The sequence below is a fragment of the Mycobacterium bourgelatii genome (assembly GCF_010723575.1).
Taxonomy (GTDB): Bacteria; Actinomycetota; Actinomycetes; order Mycobacteriales; family Mycobacteriaceae; genus Mycobacterium; species Mycobacterium bourgelatii.
The window spans coordinates 3,831,192-3,848,191 of record NZ_BLKZ01000001.1; the positions used below are offsets into that span (position 1 = coordinate 3,831,192).

Below are 17,000 nucleotides of genomic sequence, written 5' to 3' on the forward strand. Positions count from 1 at the left end.
AACGCACAAGTTACGTACGCACCACTCGGCTGATGGCGATATTGTGCGTGGAGCACAAGTGACAGGTCAGTGGGCGAATCTTCAGGCGAATCCGCGAGATCCGTAACGCCTTGTGGCAGAACGGGTACCGGCAGCCGCACGACAGGGTGATCCACCAGTCCGCCGCGTGATCTGCTTCATCGCAGAACTTCCGGCAGATGCACGGTATCTCGGTGTCGAAATCCAGCGCCGACAAAATCTCGGACTCTGGCAGTAGCAAGGACCCCCGGGTCGTCATGACCTGAAAGGTTAAAGCTGTGGTTGAGACTTTTGTGGGAGGCGCGCTTGCGACTCGCCAAATTGACCAAGCCGATATCTCGGCGCGTCGGCGCTTAACTGACGTGTCTGGCCGCTCGGGGCTGACAGAATCCCTAGCGCAGGGCCCGACCGGTCGGGAAAGAGAATGCCATGAGTCACCGTCAAGAGACGGATGAACCCTTCGTCTGGTGCGGGATCGTCGACCCCGACCAGGTATTCGACGACGTCGCCGCGGCGGGCCATGAACTCGCCGACGCCGCCAAAGTGGGCGACTGGTCCACTGTGTTCGACCTGCTCGACGATCCCGACGAACTCGTCGACATCAACTGGTGGCGTCCGGGCGGGACGGCGTGGTGCACCGTCTTGCACCAAGCGGCCTGGCAGGGCGCTCCCAACGAGGTCGCCGCCGAACTCATCGAGCGCGGCGCCCTGCGGTCGCTTCCCGACGCGTGGGGCCGCACCGCCCACGATGTCCGCTGCGAACGGGATCTCGATGCTGGCCACCCCAAAGACGTTGCGGCCCAACAGCGCAAGTCGCTGGTGCTGCGCACGCGCTATCTGAAGCCACCACCTTCACCCCTGGCGCCGCGCGATGTTCGCGCGCTCAACTGGCACCTGGCCGACGTCATCGACAGCCGCATCCGTGGCGTGCTCTATGACGGGCGCGACCCGCAACGCGTCCTGCGGTACCCGCCGGTCGAGATCCTGCATGAGCTGCCGGACCAGCACCTGTGGTTCCCGGTGCCGGGCATGAACGGGGGCTTCGATGTCAGGCTGGTGGAGGATTTCCTCGAGGTCGAGAGCTGGTGCCGGGATGTCCGTGGTTCGGGGCAAGCGCACGTGATCACCTCGAAGGGCGCCATCCTGGTCGACGAAGGTTTCGTGTAGACGCCGCCTGGGCTACAGGCCGAGCGCGGCGCGCAGCCGGCTGACGTCCATGGTGCCGCGGCGGGCCTCGGTGGGAAAGCTGTCCAGCAGTTTGATCAGGTCGCCGCGCCGGGTGGGGTCATCGGCCGCTTCCCGCGGCGAACAGCCGTTAAGCGCGGGAATAGGTTCATCGAGCCACTTGGTCTCGTAGTCGCGGATGAACTCGTCGAGCATCGCGGCCACCTCGGGATCGTCGGGGTCGAGTGCCCCCTCATCCCCCTCATCGGAAGTGGGCAACTGTCCGGCCAACTTGGCCGCCTCGCGCACGTCATGTATCGGACGGCGGGAGTCCTCGACCAGGTTCATCGTCGGGTCTAGGCGTGCGAGCGTGGTCAACACTCTGTCCATCCGGGTTTCGCTGTTGGTCTGCACCCGCAGGGTCGGGCCGTCCAACACCAGCGAGGCGCGGACTCGCGGCATGCCCTGGGTGGTGACGTGCTCGATCCACTGTGGCGGCTCGTAATCTTCAACCCGGTCGTAGGTGTCGTCGAGCGCGGCCTCGATACCGGCCGGGTCGCTCACCTGCACGGTGGCTTCGCACATCGCGAGCAGGTCGCCCTCGGTGTTCACCAGCTCTGGCGGCGCGAACCGGCGACTCAGCTGCGCCACCAGGGTCACCGGGTCGGGTTCGGTATCAAGCAACTCGATCAGCGAATCGCGCTCGTGCAGGGCAACCGGTTCTATGCCGCCGAAGATCTGCATAGTGTCCCCCGTCGGCACCACGCGCGCACAGATCAGCTGCCCCGGCTTGAGCTGACGGCTCGCCGTTCGCTCACTTACTTCATGGACGTCACCGGTGCGCACGTCGCGCACGGTGATGCCGTGGCCGCGGTGCACGTCCTCGACCTCGAACACCGACCGATGTACTGCCAACCACTGCTCGGCCAGCTGTCGCTCGTCGTCGGGGAGCAGGTGCCCGCGTAGTTCGACGAACTCCTCGAACGCGCCACCCTCGAACAGCACCGCGTCCGTCACCAGCGGATCTTCCAGCGCCGCGTCCAACGCGGCGGAAAAGTCGTCGGCGTAGCGGCAGCGTTCGCAGGCCACCTCGGCAACCGCCTCGGTCCACCCGCTCGCTACCGCGTGCTCACCAGCCTTCACATACAGCCAGCCGACCCTCTCAGCTAGCGGCTGTTGCTCACGCCCTAGATGGCACTTCTTGTACTTGCGGCCAGATCCACACCAGCACAGTGCGTTTCGACCGATATCCCGACGCGGCTCGGTGCGATGCCGCTCCAGCACCCGCATCAGCGGATGATCGGGACCAGCGCCGGCGCGGCGCAGCAGCGCCAACCCGCGCTCCGCGTCGCCGCGATCGGAAGCAAAGCGGGCCAGATCAAACAAGGCCAACGGCCAATTGGGATCCATCGACTCGGCCGCCAGCAATTCGCGTTCGCAAGCGTCGACGGCCCCGACCCGCTCCAAGGCCACCGCGCGCAACCAGCGAACTCCCACGAGCGCTGCGCGCGGGACTTTGGGTCCGATTATCTCGGCGAACAAGGCCAGCGCGGGCGCCCCTTCGCGGCCGGTACCGATCGTCTCGCCCACCAGCAGCTCGGCCAGCGTCGGATCGGCTAGCACCACTCCGAGCTCACCGACGAGGTCGACCAATTCGCGGAGGTTGTGCAGTTCGGCTGTGGTTTCGCCGGCCCCGGTCGCGCCCTTCCACACGGTGCCCAGCGCCTCCGCCGGCGACTCGTCGACGTCGACAGCCTCGATCAGCGCCGCCACCTCTTCGAACAATTTGACCAACGTGTACAGCGCGAACGCGTCGTCCGGGTCGAGGTCATGGCGCTCGGCCAGCATTGTGCACCCACGCTCGAAACGCCAAGTGTCGAAGTCAAACCCCTCGGGCCCGAGCCAGTCACCGTCACGGGTCAGCCCGTTGTCGTCGATGATCTCGTAGAGCGGCGCCAGTGGCTCGGTGAACACCGTCGGGTCCTCGGCGCAGATTGTCCATACCGCGGCGCCGAGGTACACCGGCTCGTCGTCGAAGGTGGCCGCCAGACGCTCAGCTACCGCGGTGTGCGCACCCGCTGTGACCCGCTCGACCACCAGTCCGTTTTCGGTCAGCCCCACCCCGATCAGGTCGCCCTCGCCCGCGTCCAGGTTCGCCAGCATGCCGGACGGCAGGAGCAGCCACGCGTGCGAGCCGATCAGCTCGGCCGGGATACCGCGCTGCTCGAGCAGCTCATCGTCAAAGCCAGGGTGCGCCACCTCCGCCGGCGACCCGTCGGCGTAGTGCGCGTAGTCCTCGTACTCGCAGACTTCCCCGATCAAGAGCAGGTCCGGTGTCACGGCGAGTATGTCGTGGGCAACCTCCGTTGCATCGAGCCGGTGCGTGAACACCCTGCCCAGTAGTACCGCCGGCAGCCAGAACCACCGATCGTCCAGCAATTGCCTAGCCGGACACGCCATTTCGTCCAGAAGCTCGTCCATGATGGCTTCTGGATCGTCCGCGCCGCTGTGCTGCAGTCGCTCTGTTATCTCGTCCTCGGACAGTGGGCCGTGCTCGATCAGAATCTCCGCAAGGGTCCCCACCGCATCGAACGCTTCCGCCACGCCCACCACCCTATGCCGCCGCCCATTGGGTCGGTGAATCACCACCGGTCGAATCACGGGAGCGCTTTGCCCGGGAGGTGCGCCTCGCGTCATGATGATGCCGTGGTGGATGGTGACGCGGCGGATCCGCTTCTCCTCGGCCAGCGGGTGGTCGCGATACTCGAGACCGGTCTGCGCACGGCGACCTACAAGCTGGCGACGCTGATGGCGCTCATCGAGCATTGCATCGAGAATCTGCCGCCAAATCCCGACGACGCACTGCAAGTCCCCATTCCCGATCTGGCGCACCGCGTGCTGGGGATCTACTGGCGGCAGGTCCGCCCGTTCGACGGTCACGAACTGCGGCAGTCGACGCAGCCGCGCGCCCGAATACTGGCAGCGACTAACCAGTTACGCGCGGCGGCAGGTTACGGCGTCGGTTCGGTCGATGCGGCACGGATGCGTGTGCCCGCCGCATACGATCGCGCTGTCGACGACGTGGTGTTGTGTCTCGCTCAGCAGCCGTTGCACCGCCTGCAGAAGCTGCCGGGCGCATCAACCAGCGACCCGTTTCTCTACGACGACTCATTCCTGCACGACCACGTGTCGCGGTCGACGCTGCGCGCGCACGGCGACTGCATCGAGCTCAAACCCGGTGTTGCACATGGCCTGGCGCGACTGGCGGGCCTGCTGAAGCCGGCGTTGGAAATCATGTGGGTCGACGACGTGCGCCGGATGAACAAGTTCCTCGGCGCCGAGGTTCCCGATGTTGCGGGGCATCTGTTCGGGCGAGAACGGACCGCGCTGGCCGCCGTACGCGAGCCATTCAAGGAGGCATTCGGTCCGCACTGCTTCTACTGCCAAACGCACCTGCCACCGAACAACCCGATCGATCATGTGCTGCCGTGGTCGCTCGTCGGGATCGACGGGCTGTCGAACCTGGTGCTCGCCTGCGCGCGCTGCAACGGCGACAAGAGCGGCGCGCTGCCGGCGGTGACGATCGTCGACCGCGTACTCCAGCGCGACCGTGACGTGCTGGAGCAGATCGCTTCCGAGCTGGTGTGGCCTACCCAGCATGACCGCGTCCTCGCCGCGGCCCGGGGCATCTATCGTGGGCAGCCCGCGGGGGTGCCGACGTGGTCGGGGTACAAGCGAAGCGAACGATTGGACATCAGCTTTCTTCCATCGTGGGCGTGACACGCTGACGGCGATGACGGCGGCGCCGCTGATACCTGGATCTGGTGTTCGCCGATGGTGATGTGCCATGGTCACTTAGAGGTCACAGAACTCCGCTGGGTCACACAACGGCGAGGAGGACACGAATATGACCGTTCGACGGGCGATCGCCACAGCCGCCGCGCTCACTGGCTTAGCTGGCTTAGCTATCGGCACAGCCGGTATCGCTTGTGCCGCACCAACACTGAGCGGCCATTACTTCATGACTGTTTCGTCAGACGCAGGTCCGGTCAACTCCGGCGATTGGTACTTCACCCCGTGCGGTGACGGATGTGCTCAAGTAGCCGTCACGTCCGGCGGACAGCCGTTCGGACAGGCACAGTTCCGGGACGGCCAATGGACGCTTGTTTGGCACTCCGACGTCATCTGCCCGAACGGTACCCGAATTCCCGGAGCCCTTTCCAGTTACGCGACGTGGGATCCCGTCACGCTGGCCGGCAAAGATGAGTCCGGCCCCGTTATGGAGGTGTGTGAGTACACGGCGAAACCGCGCGTCACCAACAACCTTCAACTGACGCCGGCCGGTTAGTGACGGATCCAGCTGTCCCCACCACGATTGACAATTGTTCAGCCAACGAACAGGGCGTACGCTCCGAACCACCCATTCGGCATACCTGCTGAGGAGCGGATCAATGATGATTCGTGGACTATTTACCGCTATATCAATTTCTGCCGCAGCCTGGGCTTTCACCCTGGCAGTAGCTCCCCAAACTTTGGCGGAACCGGAAGACGTCGGTTGCACCGAATTGAGCTACAACGGCACTTGCGTCTATAAGAACTGCACCGACGCGAAGGCGCACGGCAGATGCAACATCACACAAGACGACCCGGCCTATTGCGCTAAGCAAGACCGTGACGGCGACGGCCTCGCCTGCGAATGTTGAAAGTGCTCATCGTGCCGAGATTGGCATGGGCTGGCGACATCGTTTCCGGTCGATGCGCCTAGCAGACATCCGAAACTTGTCAGACCTCCGATGGATACTGCCGGTAATTCCGTGATCTAGGAGGCGACGTGAAATCGCTCGTCGGTGTGACCTTCGGCAAGTACGAAGTAAAGACCCTGCTCGGCAAGGGTGGCATGGGCGAGGTGTACGAGGCTTACGACACCGACAAGGGCCGAAGCGTCGCGCTGAAGGTGCTTCCCGATGAATACGCTGCCGACGAAACTTTTCGCACGCGTTTCCTACGTGAGTCGCGCGCGGCAGCGGTTCTGCAAGAGCCGCACGTCATTCCGATCCACGACTGGGGCGAGATCGACCGCACCCTGTTCATCGATATGCGACTGGTGCGAGGACGGACCCTGCACGACATGGTCAAGACACGCGCCCTCAAACCTCAGCGCGCGGTCGACATCGTCCGCCAAGTCGCCTCGGCGTTAGACGCGGCGCACAAACAGGGACTCATCCACCGCGATGTCAAGCCGCAGAACATCATCGTGACGCCCGACGACTTTGCTTATCTGGTCGACTTCGGAATCGCCGAAGCCAGAGGTGACACCCACCTGACCATGGCGGGATACCAAATAGGCAGCTTCGCCTACATGGCTCCAGAACGGTTCAGGGACGAACCGACCACTCTAGCCACCGACATCTATTCGCTTACCTGCGTCCTCTACGAAGCCTTGACAGGCAAGCCGCCATTCTCAGGCGGTACTGAGCAACTTATTGCAGCCCACCTTTCCTCGGATCCTCCGCGGCCAAGCGCAAGGAATCCCCGCGTTCCCGCCTCGCTCGACGCCGTCGTCGCGCGAGGCATGGCGAAACACCCCGATGATCGGTACGGCACCGCCGGCGCGCTGGCACGCGCCGCCAAACGCGCCCTCGACCGCTCCAATCAAGTTGAGGAGGCGACGAAAGAGCACGAGCACTTCAGGAGGCGGCCCGACTCCCCGCCAAAGGGCCTGGAACCAATATCTAGTTCAGATGATGGGGATCAACGGCTGGAGAGATACGTCCTTCCTACGCTCGTCGCCGTCGCAGCCGTTCTAGTCGTGATCGTGATCGTCCTTGTGGTTGCCATCGCCGTTGACGACAAGTCCGGCCCCGGTACCACGACTACCGTCGCTTACCCGACCTCCGGCTACCCCACGTACCAAGAGCCCACGTACGGGACACCGACAACGACGTCCACGTATCAGCAACCCACTTCCGAGACGACGCCAACTCAATCCACGTATCCGACGGCCGCGCCCACTACGACCAGACCGATGCGTATCCCGAGCACTACACCAGCGACTCAGGATCCCGAGCAGCGACTACGCCAAATCGCCTCTGGTGACCGGTCTTACGTTGCTTCGAGGCTTGCAGACCTCTGGGTCCCACAGCTCAGCGCCAAGAGATATGGAACTGTGGAGGGCGGGGTGCCGTGGGATCTCCGAATGGCACTCAACGAACACCTGCAGCTTCGGCAGACCTACGGCGCCAGGCTGCTCTGGTCCGGAAACTGGTCGACATTCTCGGAGCGTAACTACTGGGTGACCGTCGCGGACATTACCTTCCCCACTGCCGATGGCGCGTTGATGTGGTGCAAGAACAGGGGATTCGACCGCGACCACTGCATCGCGAAGATAGTCAGTACGACGCGAGGTGTGGCGGGGAGTACGGAGTACAACTAACATCGTTCGGAGATTTAGAGCCCTGTCGACGGTTCAGTCCTCGCCAAGTCCCGAACCTGGCCCACCAGATGACGCACCTCCGCCGGTGACGGCTGCAACTCATACGCGTGGTGGTGCACCGCGCGACTTAGCGAATGCCACACCCGTCGGGCCCGCTCACCCACCTCCGCTCCCTTAACCCTGCCCAGCACAACGAGTTTCGAAGTCATCGTCGGCGGCTTCTGCCCCGTCGCACACCATGCGGCGCTCTGTTCGTTGAGCCAGTCTTCCAGCGCCAAGCGCGCCAGCAGTGCTGCGGTGCGTGCCGCGCGGGGGCCGAGAGCGATCTGTCCGTCCAGAACCTGGTCGGCGTATTCGAGAAGCTTGGTCCGCTCGGTCATGCGGCACCAGCCGCAAGGTCACCGATGGCGAGCCGAGCATCGTTGACCGCCCCCTTGTAGTCGGACACGCCCTGGTGAACTCCCTTGTTCACCACGGTGAGCGTGTTTCGTCGGGCGGATCCTCCCGCTTTCCATTTGTCGACAGCGACGGAGTCTTCCGCGTCACCGGCGAGGGCGAGCGCCAACCGCTTGGCAGTCTTATTGGCTTCCTCCCAAGCGGTTTCGACCTCTTCGCGAGATCGACCCTTCGCGAATGCCTTTGACGAGTACACATCCCACGCGGTGGCTTCCAACGCCTCCCGGCACAGCGCCGGAATGGCGGACCGCTTGACATCTTCCGGCACCGCCTCGTCGGCGGCGATGGCGAATGCGTCGTCGAGCAGCCGCGTCGCCGGTCGGGTCGAATCCACCACGCTGATGGCCGAATTCATTGCCCGCGTCACCTCGACAATCCGCGCCGGCGCACGGGAGGTGCGGATCGCCGCCGGCAGGCGGTTGTCGTGGGTCAACACGATCACCTGCCGATCCTTGGCCAGTGTCGTCAGCACATCGAGGAATCCGTCGATCTTCGACGGGTCCATCGCTTGGATCGGGTCGTCGAATACCAGGAAGCGGAAGGGACTTTCGGGTGAGGTGGCCCGCGGAATGAAGATGGCCAAGGCCAGCGCCTGCAGCTCGCCCTGGCTCATCACGCCGAATGCCTCGGTCTCCGCACCGTCGACCGCGGCCTGCAGCACCACCCGCCGGTTAGTCCTCTGGCCCTCCAGGCGGATCGCACCGAGGTCGACGTTGCTCTCCTGGCGCAGCGCCGCCCAGATTTGACGTGACTTCTCGGTCAGCGGGGCCAGCCGCTCGTTACGCAGTTGACCGGCGTTGGCCTGCAACCACTTCGACGCTTCGGTGGCGATCGCCAACTGCGGGGCCACCGCCGCGGCCTCCTCGGCCTTGCCCAGCCACTCCAACAGCTTCTGGGCCACCGGGCTCCACGCGTCGTCACGCCCTTTAATCAACGACAACGCTTCCTGGGCCAGCTGCGCGTAGGCGGCACGCAGCGGCGGCAGCGTTTTCTCGACGTGTTCGACCAGTGCGAGATCGTCGTCGAGGGGCAGCTCGGCGAAGTCGTCGTAGGCGCTGCGCGCCGCCGGCAGCGCGGTTAACTCGGCATCGGCCAACGGCGGACGTGCCACGCCGCGCACCATCGCAACGACGGACGATCGAGCCTGGTGGCTCTCGGCGCGGGCGGCGGTCAGATCCCGCGCGGCGCTCTCGGCGCGCTCCAAGGCGGCGCGGGCGGCGATCGCCCAGTTTTCGTCGAGGGTGCCCTGGCCGCATACGGGGCAGCTCTGATCACCATGTTGATCGTGAAACGCGAGGCCCGACTCCAGCAGTCGCGCGCGGTCCGCCGCCAGGGTGTCCGCGCGCCGCGTCTCCTGCCGTTCCGCCTGCGCGGCCGATCGCAACGCGGCACACCGTGGCTCGGCTTCCTCGGCCGTCGGCACCGCCAATCGACTTGCGTGTTCCCAGGCCGCCGGCACATTCGGCGCGGCGCCGGTGATCAACGGCCGGACCAGATCGAGGTTGGGCTTGGTCTTCTTCACCTGTGCCAGCGCCGTCGCGGCCCGCGGATCCTCGTGAGCGGCCAGCACCGGCTTAAGAACGTCGGCGACCTTCTTCGCTTCGGCAGCCGGCTCCCTCAGCTTCTTGACCTCCACGTCGAGAAGGTTGATCGCTTTGGTCAGTTGCTCCAGACCCAGCAACCGGTAGAGCTGGTCATAGAACTCGCTGGGCCTGCCTTCCAGAATGCTGCTGAGCTCGTCGTAGCTCAGCAGTGGTCGATACATCGTCAGCGCCGCTTCCCAGCCCAACACGCTGACCGGTTCGCGTTTCTTGCCCTTGCGCTGAATCCAGCGCTCCATGTCGTCGACGGCCACGCCATCACCCCTGGGCCAGTCCACACCGATGGTCGTCGTACCCGAACCTTCCTCGGCGATGTCGATCCGGATCTGCGCGGGATCGCCGGAGTGCAGGTTGCGCCAGTTGCGCGACCACACCACAGGCTTGTCGTTCCATCGGGAGTTGACGCCGGTGAGGGCCAGCTCCAAAGCCTCGGCGAGCGTCGATTTACCCGAGCCGTTGCGGCCAGCGATTACCGTCAGGCCCGGCCCCGGCTGAAGGGGGACAGTGACTTTGGGGCCGATACCGCGGAATCCTGACACGGTGATCGACGCGAGGTAGGCCCCGACGGGTTCCTCCGTTGACTGGTCGTCGGCGTTGAGCGTCTCCGCAAGCTGCGGGGACGCTCCGCTGTCGCCCAGCGCTTCGCCCAACGCCTCGGGGTCCTCGAGCGCAGCCAGCACGGCGAGCCGCGCCGGTTCACTCAGCGCGTCGTCGGCATCCGCGAGCGCCAGCACGTAATTCTTCAGTGTGTTCGCCGTCCCCATGTCGCGCCTCCTGGGCAAGAGACTAGGGGCTGGGACCGACAGCTGACAGACCCAACGGTGCCCCTTCCCCCTCCGGCCCGCAATCAGGGCCAGAAGTCCCTTAAATCGAGGACAAACGCACGCTGTGCAGACGCAAGAACTAGTCATAACGTCACCGAGGTGACCACCGAGCACGGCGACCTGACTGCCGTGCCCGGCTGTCTCCACGGACAGACGCGCGGGACCGAAGACGGCACGGCCTCGCGCGCCGCTCTCCAGTTCCCCTCCGACGCACGGAAGGAGGAGTGATGGACCTATCCACCCGTTACCTGGGACTGGAGCTGCGTAACCCGCTGCTGGCCTCGGCGTCACCGTTGAGCCAGACGCTGAACGGAGTCCGGCAGCTTGCCGACGCAGGCGTCGGTGCGGTCGTGCTGTATTCGCTATTCGAAGAACAAGTGCGTCGCGAAGCCGACCACAACGAGCTGATGGCTGCCCAGGGCAGCGAGAGTTGCGCCGAGCCGCTCAGCTGCTCCCCCACCACTGCCGATCCCACCAGTGGCGCCCAGCGCTACCTGCGCCTCCTCGAACGCGCGGCGGAGGCCGTCGACATCCCCATCATCGGCAGCCTCAACGCATCCACCCCCGGCAGCTGGGCCCGCTACGCCCGTTGTATGCGGGACGCCGGCGCTGCGGCGATCGAACTCAACATCTACTACCTTCCCGGCGACACCGGCGTCAGCGGTACCGCGGTCGAGCAACGCCACCTCGACGTGCTGGGCGAGGTCAAAAGCGCCGTAACGGTTCCGGTTGCAGTCAAGCTCAGCCCCTACTTCAGCGCGACGGCTGACATGGTGCACCGACTGGATGCCGCGGGGGCCGACGGCCTGGTGCTGTTCAACCGCTTTCTGCAGCCCAACATCGACCCCGAGACGCTCAGTACCGTGCGGGGTGTCACGCTGTCAACGCCCGGCGACACCCGCTTGCCGCTGATGTGGATTGCGTTGTTGCATGGACGGATCCGCGCCTCGCTGGCGGCCAGCTCCGGCGTGGAGCGTGCCGGTGACGTTGCCAAGTATCTGCTTGCCGGGGCGGATGTGGTACAGACGGCGTCGGCGCTGCTGCGTCACGGGCCCGACTACGCGGCTGTGTTCCTGCAGGATTTGCATATTTGGATGACCCGCAAGGGCTTTCGTTCTTTATCCGAAGTCCGTGGATTGTTGGCGGGGTCCAACGCCGAGACTTCGGATTCCCAAGAACGCGCGGACTACGTCTGGGCGGTACGCAAAGCCAACAGCGGTATGTACGAAGCCTATTGAAAACGCAGTATCTATCGGAGGATGAAGTCATGAGCCAGTTCAAATACGTTCGCTTCTTCGAAGAAGTCGGCATCGAAGACGTGCCGCTGGTGGGTGGCAAGAACGCCTCGCTCGGCGAGATGTATCAGAAGCTGTCCGGACAAGGCATCCGGGTGCCGCATGGCTTCGCGACCACCGCCGATGCCTATAAGCACGTGTTGGAAAGCGCCGGCGCCATGGATGCACTGCACGAGGCACTTGACGACCTGGACACCGAGGATGTCACCGCGTTGGCGCGCGCCGGCAAGCGCGCCCGCGAAATCGTCTACGGCGCTGGCATTCCCGCGGACCTGGCCGCCGAGATCGTGGGTGCCTACCGCATGCTGCAGGAAGAGTACGGCGAAGACGTTAGCCTCGCGGTGCGCAGCTCGGCCACCGCCGAGGACCTGCCGACGGCCAGCTTCGCCGGCCAGCAGGAAACCTTCCTCAACATCACCGGCTCGGAAAGCCTGCTGGACGCGTGCCGGCGTTGTTTCGCCAGCCTGTTCACCGACCGGGCCATCCACTACCGGGTCGTCCAAGGCTTCGACCATTTCAAGGTTTCGCTGTCGATCGGCATCATGAAGATGGTGCGCTCCGACCTTGAGGCGTCGGGTGTCATGTTCACCATCGACACCGAATCCGGCTTCAACGACGTCGTTTTCATCACCGGGGCTTACGGCCTTGGCGAGAACGTGGTTCAGGGTGCCGTCGATCCCGATGAGTTCTACGTCCACAAGCCGACCTACCTTGCCGGCCACCGCGCCGTGCTGCGCCGGCTGGTCGGCGACAAAGCGGTGAAGATGGTGTTCGTCGAAGGCGGAACGAGAGCCACGACCCGCAATATCCCCTCCCCCAAGGCCGACCGCGCCAAGTTTTGCATCAGCGATGAGGACGTTCTCGAACTGGCCGGTTATGCCTGCACCATCGAGCAGCACTACGGGCGGCCCATGGATATCGAGTGGGCCAAGGACGGTCTGGACGGGAAGCTGTATATCGTGCAGGCCCGACCCGAAACCGCTGCGTCACAACGCAGTTTGACGACCGTTGAGCACTATGTGCTCGAGGGACGGGGCGAGGTGCTGACCGAAGGACGTTCGGTCGGCGAGAAGGTCGCCGCGGGTACGGTCAAACGGATAGACCACCTCAAGAACCTGTCGGACTTCCAGCCTGGACAGGTCTTGGTTGCCGACACGACCACGCCGGACTGGGAGCCGGTCATGAAGATCGCTGCCGCGATTGTGACGAACCGCGGTGGGCGGACCTGCCATGCGGCGATCATCGCGCGCGAACTGGGCATCCCGGCGGTCGTCGGCACCGGCAATGCCACCACGCGGGTGAAGGACGGCGAGGTTGTCACGGTGTCCTGCGTGGAGGGCGACACCGGGCGGGTGTACCGGGGCGAGGTCGGGTTCCACGTCGACCGCACGGCGGTCGACAACCTGGAGCGGCCGCGCACCGAGATCATGATCAACCTCGGCAACCCCGATCTGGCGTTCAAGACGTCGTTCCTGCCCAACGACGGGGTGGGGTTGGCGCGGATGGAGTTCATCGTCGGCGAGTACATCAAGGTGCACCCGTTGGCCCTGCTGCATCCCGAGAAGGTCACCGACCCAGAGGCTTTGCGGACGATCGAACAGCTGCTGCGCGGTTACTCCGATGGAGCCGAGTACTTCGTCCAGCGCCTTTCGGAGGGTATCGGCACGATTGCAGCCGCCTTTTGGCCCAAGCCGGTGGTGGTGCGGATGTCGGACTTCAAGACCAACGAATACGCCAGCCTGATTGGTGGGAGCGCCTTTGAGCCCGTCGAGGCCAACCCGATGATCGGGTTCCGCGGTGCCTCGCGCTACGCGCACCCGGCCTATGCGGAGGGCTTCGCGCTGGAGTGCCGCGCGATGAAGCGGGTGCGCGAGGACATGGGTCTGACGAACGTCATCATCATGCTGCCGTTCGTGCGCAGGGTCGCCGAGGCTGACCTGGTGTTGCAGACGATGGCCGACCTTGGTTTGCGCCGCGGGGAGAACGGTTTGAAGGTGTACGCGATGTGCGAAATCCCTAACAACGTCATCCTTCTCGACCAGTTCGCCAAGCGGTTCGACGGCTTCTCCATCGGCTCCAACGACCTGACGCAGCTGACGCTCGGCGTCGACCGGGACAGCGAGATCGTGGCGTTCGACTACGACGAGCGCGACGACGGCGTCAAGGAGATGATCCGCCTGGCCGTGGAAGGTTGCCAGCGCAACGGGATTCACTCCGGGCTGTGTGGGCAGGCGCCGTCGGACTATCCGGACATGGCGGAGTTCTTGGTGCGTTGCGGCATCGACTCGATCTCGTTGAATCCGGACGTGGTGGTCAAGACGACGCGGCAGATTCTCGAACTGGAGAAGCAGGTGGTGGCGCAGAACTGAGTCGGCGATCCTGCGTATGCTGAGCGCGCCCATGATCTCGCCGGAGGACCAATGAAGCTGACCAATCCACTTCGCCACCCGTTCCGCGTGCCGCGGGTCGAGAAGCCGCGCGCGGAAGGTCGCTTCTTCCTGCCGGACGGCCGCCGCCTCGGCTACGCCGAGTTCGGTGACCCGTCAGGCGAGGTGGTGTTGTGGTTCCACGGGTCACCCGGCGCGCGACGCCAATTCCCACTGGTCGGGCGGCGCGCCGCCCGCGAGCTCGGCCTACGCGTCATCCTCATTGAGCGGCCGGGGTCCGGTATGTCCGATCCGCACGCCTACGACGCGATCGCGGATTGGGCAACCGACATGGCGCACGTGGCCGACGCACTCGGTGCGGAGCGACTGGGCGTCGTCGGCCTCTCCGGCGGTGGGCCCTATGCCTTGGCTTGCGGTGCAATTTCACCGCTGGCCGACCGGGTGGCCGCCGTCGCCGTGCTCGGCGGCACGGTTCCGTCAGTCGGTCCCGATGCCGTCGCCGGCACCGTCTCCGACCTGGCCCGGCGCTTCGCCCCCTTGATCTCGGCGCTGCGCGGGGCGATGGCCGCGACGACTACCGGACTGGTGACGCCGCTGATCCCGTTGGCGCACTACGCCATTCAGGGAGTTGCCGGCTTAATGCCCGAGGGCGACCAGATCGTCTTCGCCGATCCCGAGATCGAGGGCATGTTCATCGACGACATCCTCGTTTGCATGAAGGGCGGTTTCCAGGCCATTTACGGCGATGCCCGACTCTTCGGGCGGGACTGGGGTTTTCGGTTCGCCGACGTGCAGGTGCCGGTGCGGTGGTGGCACGGCGATTCCGACCCCATCGTGTCGCTCCCTGCCGCCGAACAGGCCGTGTCGCGGCTGCCCAACGGCGAGCTCGTCCTGCTGCCGGGTACGAGTCACCTGGGTGGTTTCGCCCAGGCCGACAAGGTGCTCGAGTTCATTCGGGCACAGTTGGATGAGTCGCGTGAGTCGCTGGTTCGCGACGTCGACGGTCTCTGATTCATCTGAGTACGTCCCCCGCAAGGCGGGTCCCGGGACGGCAGTTCTTGTCGGTGGCCGTCATACATGGTTTCCACGGGAAGGCGGGCATCATGGGTGTACCAGTAGCTTTGGGGGCTTCGCTGGCGATGTGCGCAGCGGTAGCGTTGTCGGCGCCGGCCCGCGCCGATCAAAACGACTTCATTTCGCAGCTCGACAGCATGGGCGTGCGCTACGAGTCGATATCCGACGTGATCGACATCGGTAGAGCGCTCTGTCACGATCTGCGAGATGGTGTGACACCGCCTCCGCTGCTCGCCAGATTGAAAAGCACGGGGTTCGCGCCGGCCGAGTCGGCGATCATCCTGTTGTCGGCCATAGACAACATGTGCCCGGACACGAAGGATGATGTCGTCGCCTGGGCGCGCAGTAATGGTTACACGGGTCCGGGGTAGGGATTCGATGTTGTTTGGGCGTGCTCGCCGAAGCGCGTGGGCTCCTGCTTGACGCGGAGTTCGTGCTGCGCGAGGCAAGACATCGCCTGACCGCCATGGCTGACGGGATCCCAGAGGGTTTGTCCGCGAATCTGTCCTGATTTCAGTGGCATTCACTCGATTGGTGACTTCCCGTGACGCCGTCGGCTATCGCTAGGAAGTGGTCGTGGTAGCCATACGATGCGACGGGTTCTGATCGTGTCGATTGCAACGAACTAAGCGAGGTGGACCCGCCCGGTGAACTTCCAGCGCGGCGCCTGCCCGATAACTGGCCGGGGCCCTGTCGCTCGTCCAGGGCTGACGTAGAGGCAGCTGAATCACAGCGGACAGCGCATCCAGTTATGCAGACTTCTTCATTCGTCGTAGAGTTGCAGCGCATTTCTCACAGGGAAATGTGGCTGCATTTACGGAAGCGGTTTGGATATGGCCGCAATTTGCGCACCTTACCTTGGTCGCCTGACCGACGTGCGCATCGCCCGGACCACCACTGGGCGGCGCTGTCTCGTTGCTGACCGCAGCAGATGGAGTCGGCGCAGCAGACACCACGCGCGCCACGGCTTCGGCGGCGGCAGCGCGAGAAATCTGGATTATCCAGTAGAGGCCGCTCGCTGATGCGACGACGAGCCTGCCGTACAGCATGATCGGCAGAGTTCGGTTGTTCTTGTATCGACGATCGGGACCACCTTTGACGTTCACGTACTGCCACGTGTGATCCACCTGCACAGCGTCTCGGGGCGGCGTCCCGCTCTCTATGAAGCGCTGGTCTTGGTGAAACACACGTAATTCTTGGTAGTCGACATCGCTGTAACGGTTTCCTTCTCGAACCAATAGGCGATCCGGCAGAAAATATAAAGACGAATTACCGGCGGTGATCGAAGGAATGGAGATATTCGTAGCTAGCTGTTTGATCTTGCTCGACGTGGACGCCGTCGCACCAATGGTTCGAACGAGCGCGCTTGCGCCTGCATTAACTTTGTAGTTGTACGTACCCACGACGTCACCGGACTGGATAACTCGCCAGAGTCCTTGCGATTGGGTTAACCAGTGCCACTCGGCAACTAACGAGTCAAACCACTGATGAGCGCCGTCATGAACGTCATAGAACAGGACGACAGTTCGTCTGGCCTGGTCATTGAAGTACAACCAAACGCAGGCGGCGCCGCCGAGAACCCAAATTATTAATCCCCACGGCATTGTCATGAGGCCCAGCAGAAGAACTGCAATCGCTACCGGCCACCACCACACGAACCGTGCGGCTGCAGCATTCAGTTGGTCGACGACGTTGAGGTGAGCCCGTCGTAGTGGTCCAGTCGTTGTGGGACTCTGATGCCCGAGTGT

Annotated in this window: 14 protein-coding genes; 9 read left to right on the forward strand and 5 right to left on the reverse strand. The window is 64.3% G+C overall.

What is annotated here, in order from left to right; genetic code table 11:
* Positions 1–10 precede the first annotated feature (10 nt).
* Positions 11–277 (reverse strand): hypothetical protein, encoded by a 267-nt coding sequence (locus tag G6N68_RS16665; protein WP_163714403.1) that lies wholly within the window; start codon positions 275–277, stop codon positions 11–13.
* Positions 278–447: 170 nt separating this feature from the next.
* Between G6N68_RS16665 and G6N68_RS16670 the strand changes: the two genes are divergently transcribed.
* A complete protein-coding gene (locus G6N68_RS16670) occupies positions 448–1,185 on the forward strand; it encodes an ankyrin repeat domain-containing protein (protein ID WP_163714406.1) in 738 nt (245 codons plus the stop codon).
* 12 nt (positions 1,186–1,197) lie between these two features.
* Here the strand turns inward: G6N68_RS16670 and G6N68_RS16675 are convergent, their stop codons facing one another.
* A complete protein-coding gene (locus tag G6N68_RS16675; RefSeq protein WP_163714409.1) occupies positions 1,198–3,786 on the reverse strand; it encodes an SEC-C domain-containing protein in 2,589 nt (862 codons plus the stop codon).
* A 105-nt stretch (positions 3,787–3,891) separates the two neighbouring features.
* Here G6N68_RS16675 and G6N68_RS16680 point away from each other — a divergent pair, with 105 nt between their 5' ends.
* The 4 genes from G6N68_RS16680 (at position 3,892) to G6N68_RS16695 (ending at position 7,615) form a co-directional block, all read left to right on the forward strand.
* Positions 3,892–4,962 (forward strand): HNH endonuclease, encoded by a 1,071-nt coding sequence (locus G6N68_RS16680; RefSeq protein ID WP_240355781.1) that lies wholly within the window; start codon positions 3,892–3,894, stop codon positions 4,960–4,962.
* 241 nt (positions 4,963–5,203) lie between these two features.
* Positions 5,204–5,530 (forward strand): hypothetical protein, encoded by a 327-nt coding sequence (locus tag G6N68_RS16685; RefSeq protein WP_163714414.1) that lies wholly within the window; start codon positions 5,204–5,206, stop codon positions 5,528–5,530.
* Between the two features lie 106 nt (positions 5,531–5,636).
* Entirely contained in the window at positions 5,637–5,885 is a 249-nt protein-coding gene (locus G6N68_RS16690; RefSeq protein WP_163718711.1) for an excalibur calcium-binding domain-containing protein, read from the forward strand.
* Positions 5,886–6,013: 128 nt separating this feature from the next.
* Entirely contained in the window at positions 6,014–7,615 is a 1,602-nt protein-coding gene (locus G6N68_RS16695; protein ID WP_163714417.1) for a serine/threonine-protein kinase, read from the forward strand.
* Positions 7,616–7,629: 14 nt separating this feature from the next.
* Here G6N68_RS16695 and G6N68_RS16700 read toward each other — a convergent pair whose 3' ends face one another.
* Together G6N68_RS16700 and G6N68_RS16705 are read right to left on the reverse strand one after the other, a co-directional pair.
* On the reverse strand, positions 7,630–7,995 hold the full coding sequence (locus tag G6N68_RS16700; protein WP_163714420.1) for a hypothetical protein: 366 nt from the start codon (positions 7,993–7,995) through the stop codon (positions 7,630–7,632).
* The gene (locus G6N68_RS16705; RefSeq protein ID WP_163714423.1) at positions 7,992–10,436 is read right to left on the reverse strand and encodes an AAA family ATPase; all 2,445 of its coding nucleotides are present in this window, start codon (positions 10,434–10,436) and stop codon (positions 7,992–7,994) included. Before G6N68_RS16705 ends, G6N68_RS16700 begins: the two co-directional genes overlap by 4 nt.
* A gap of 287 nt (positions 10,437–10,723) precedes the next feature.
* Between G6N68_RS16705 and G6N68_RS16710 the strand changes: the two genes are divergently transcribed.
* From G6N68_RS16710 to G6N68_RS16725, 4 genes are all read left to right on the forward strand, one after another.
* Positions 10,724–11,734 carry a dihydroorotate dehydrogenase-like protein gene (locus tag G6N68_RS16710; RefSeq protein WP_163714425.1) on the forward strand — a complete coding sequence of 337 codons (1,011 nt, stop codon included), beginning with the start codon at positions 10,724–10,726 and terminating at the stop codon, positions 11,732–11,734.
* Positions 11,735–11,763: 29 nt separating this feature from the next.
* Positions 11,764–14,160, forward strand: a complete 2,397-nt coding sequence (ppsA, locus tag G6N68_RS16715; RefSeq protein ID WP_163714427.1) for a phosphoenolpyruvate synthase — start codon at positions 11,764–11,766, stop codon at positions 14,158–14,160.
* Positions 14,161–14,211: 51 nt separating this feature from the next.
* Positions 14,212–15,189, forward strand: a complete 978-nt coding sequence (locus G6N68_RS16720) for an alpha/beta fold hydrolase (protein ID WP_163714430.1) — start codon at positions 14,212–14,214, stop codon at positions 15,187–15,189.
* A 92-nt stretch (positions 15,190–15,281) separates the two neighbouring features.
* On the forward strand, positions 15,282–15,623 hold the full coding sequence (locus G6N68_RS16725; RefSeq protein ID WP_163714433.1) for a DUF732 domain-containing protein: 342 nt from the start codon (positions 15,282–15,284) through the stop codon (positions 15,621–15,623).
* Positions 15,624–16,001: 378 nt separating this feature from the next.
* Here G6N68_RS16725 and G6N68_RS16730 read toward each other — a convergent pair whose 3' ends face one another.
* Positions 16,002–16,862 (reverse strand): hypothetical protein, encoded by an 861-nt coding sequence (locus tag G6N68_RS16730; RefSeq protein ID WP_163714436.1) that lies wholly within the window; start codon positions 16,860–16,862, stop codon positions 16,002–16,004.
* Positions 16,863–17,000: the final 138 nt, after the last annotated feature.